General features: G+C 50.8%; 2 protein-coding genes. One reads left to right on the forward strand and one right to left on the reverse strand.

The window, feature by feature from the left end:
* Positions 1 to 390 precede the first annotated feature (390 nt).
* Complete coding sequence (locus HK23_RS03165) at positions 391 to 1,281, reverse strand: LysR family transcriptional regulator (RefSeq protein WP_025828658.1); 891 nt, start codon at positions 1,279 to 1,281, stop codon at positions 391 to 393.
* 104 nt (positions 1,282 to 1,385) lie between these two features.
* On the opposite strand from HK23_RS03165, the gene HK23_RS03170 reads away from it, so the two are divergent.
* Complete coding sequence (locus HK23_RS03170; RefSeq protein ID WP_086652837.1) at positions 1,386 to 3,071, forward strand: alpha-keto acid decarboxylase family protein; 1,686 nt, start codon at positions 1,386 to 1,388, stop codon at positions 3,069 to 3,071.
* Positions 3,072 to 3,186 lie beyond the last annotated feature (115 nt).

Raw genomic sequence — 3,186 nt, forward strand, 5'->3', positions numbered from 1 at the left:
GATGGCAGGACACCGGATCAGATCGCCAGACAAGGGTCTCGGGGGCATGCCCCCGAGACCCTTGTCATCCCATCAACCCCAAGCCATAAAAAACGGGAACTCTCCTTTTGAGTGGATACAAAAAAGGGGGCACGTCAAAAGTCTTGTGGGACGTTGGCGGCGACCTGCAACGCGGCAGGCTGGTACGTCTTTTGCCCGAGTACCAAGGGGAGACGATCGGATTGTTTGCAACGATGCCAAGTCGACGCAACGTGCCTCTGCGCGTTCGAACTTTTCTCGATAATTTAAGGGATTTTTTGGCGCATCAACCGTCGCGGCATTAGTGGAAACAATTGATATGTATGACTAAAATTCACGGGGAATTTTTGATAATAAACTCAATATCATATTCTAATTATTGTTTCCTATAGCAAGAAGAATTTGATGGAAATTGGCGCTTGGTCCAGTCAATTCCGTTTCAAGGGTGGCAAGCGAGATGCTGGCTCGAGGTGAGGGGCCGGAGATGGGATGGAATGTTGCGCCATCGGCATGAATTTGTCGCAGGTAGGCCGGAACGACTGCTACACCCAGTCCCGCCGCAACCATTGGAATTGTTGCGGCGATCTGAGGGGCTGCTTGTCCGAAACGCGGAGTAAAGCCGCCTTGTTGGCAGGCTGAGATAATAGCATCGTAGAAACCGGGACCGAGTGAGCGATCAAAAATAAGAAATGGTTCTTTGGCGACATCGATTAATTTGAGCGTATGGCGCTTGGAAAGTGGATGGCCTTTTGGAATGGCGATCAGTGTAGGTTCATCGAAGAGAGGATGAAGCGCGATATCCGGGTCTGGTGCGGGTGGACGCACAATGGCGAGATCTACCCGACGCTCTCGTAATGCTTCACAGAGAGCAGGAGTGTTACTTTCTTCGAGTGTAATCACAACATCCGGCCATTGCTCACGAAATGTCCGTATGGCTTTTGGTATCAGAGGCAAAAGCGCGACGGCACCAGCCATCCCTATTCTAAGACGCCCTTGTTCGCCAAGAGATAATCCTTTGGCCAGAAGGTGGAATTGATGTTCAAGGCGCAGAATTGTCTGGGCTTTTTCAAAAAGCTGCTCCCCAAAATCCGTTAAGGTGGCCCCGCGTTTAGACCGGATAAAGAGTTGCACTCCGAGCTCTGTTTCTAGGGATTTAATCTGCTGGCTGAGAGGGGGCTGCTCGATATGGAGCACCTCCGCAGCTTTTGTGAAGCTGCCATGCTCTGCGATGGCCACGAAATAGCGTAGATGGCGAAGATCCATGGATCCATATTATCTACATATGACAATCAGTCAAAATATATATTGGACGTTTAAAAGAGGGGCATCCATCTTGGGGAAAGAATTTTTGTTGGAGATCCTGTGTTATGACTTTCACTGTTGGACATTATCTTGCTGAGCGGCTGACACAAATCGGTCTAAAGCACCATTTTGCTGTTGCTGGTGACTACAATCTGATTCTGCTTGATCAACTGATTGAGCATGGCGGTATGAAGCAGATCTATGACTGCAATGAGTTGAATTGCAGCTTCGCGGCGGAAGGTTATGCGCGCGAAAATGGTGCTGCTGCTGCTGTGGTGACGTTTAGTGTCGGTGCAATTTCAGCAATGAATGGCCTGGGTGGGGCTTATGCTGAAAATCTACCCGTCATTCTGATTTCTGGTGCGCCGAACTCTAATGATCATGGGTCGGGCCATGTCCTGCACCACACGATCGGCACGACAGACTATAATTATCAAATGGAGATGGTGAAGCACGTTACGTGTGCGGCTGAGAGCATCACCTCGGCAGACACTGCAACCGCAAAAATCGATCATGTCATTCGGACCGCACTGCGCGAAAAAAAGCCCGCTTATTTAGAAATTTCTTGTAACGTTGCGAGCCAGCCATGTGTGCGCCCAGGTCCGGTTTCGTCGCTTCTGTCTCACCTGAAGGCAGACGAAGACAGCCTCAAGGCGGCGCTTGAAGAAAGTGTCACGTTCCTTGAGAAGGCTAAGAATGTTGTCATTCTTGTCGGCAGTAAGCTGCGTTCCTGCGAGGCTCTTACGGAGACAGTAGCTCTCGCAGACAAGCTTGGTTGTGCTGTGACCGTTATGGCTGCGGCCAAGGGTTTCTTTTCTGAAGCTCACCCAGGTTTCCGTGGGGTTTACTGGGGGGAAGTCAGCAGCCCTGGCGTTGAAGATGTCGTTAAGAGCGCCGACGCGGTTATTACCTTGGCTCCGGTCTGGAATGATTATTCGACTGTCGGCTGGCGAGATTCCGTGCGTGGAGAGCGTGTGCTTGAAGTGAACCCGAGCCGGGTTACGGTGAACGGGAAGACTTTTGAAGGTTTCCGTTTGAAGGAATTCGTGGCTGCTCTGACGGAGCAGGTGTCCAGTAAGCCTGCCTCGTTGGTGAAACCGTATACCCCGGTTACGCTGCCGGTCGCTGACGGCGCGAAGCCGCTCACCAATGATGAGATGACCCGTCAGATCAATGCGTTGGTTGATGGCAACACGACACTATACGCCGAGACCGGTGATTCCTGGTTCAATGCAACACGCATGCATCTGCCTGAGGGGGCTAAGGTTGAGACGGAAATGCAGTGGGGGCATATCGGTTGGTCTGTGCCGTCCATGTTTGGTAACGCCTTGGCTGCGCCTGAGCGACGGCATGTTCTGATGGTCGGTGACGGCTCGTTTCAATTGACCGCGCAGGAAGTTGCGCAGATGGTCCGCTATGAATTGCCTGTCATCATCTTTCTCGTGAACAACCACGGTTACGTCATTGAAATTGCCATTCATGATGGCCCGTATAACTACATTCAAAACTGGGACTATGCGGCCCTAATGCAGGTCTTCAATCAAGGTGTCCCGGGTGTTGAAAGTGGGAAATACGGACTTGGCCTGCACGCTACGACAGGTGCAGAACTGGCTGATGCCATTGAAAAGGCCAAGAAAAATACACGTGGTCCAACATTGATCGAATGTAAGCTCGATCAGACAGACTGCACCGAAACGCTCGTGAAGTGGGGCAAATTCGTCGCCGCTGCGAATTCACGTAAGCCTGTCTGAGGGTAAGTAATTTTATTCGTGCATGTACCTTCCTTTAAAAATAGGAAGGTAGGTAATCCCCCCTTTTTTAATGGGGTTCTGACTGAGAATTTAGACAGTTGCTTTTAGTTTCTGG

It is taken from the genome of Acetobacter malorum, assembly GCF_002153605.1.
Lineage (GTDB): Bacteria > Pseudomonadota > Alphaproteobacteria > Acetobacterales > Acetobacteraceae > Acetobacter > Acetobacter malorum_A.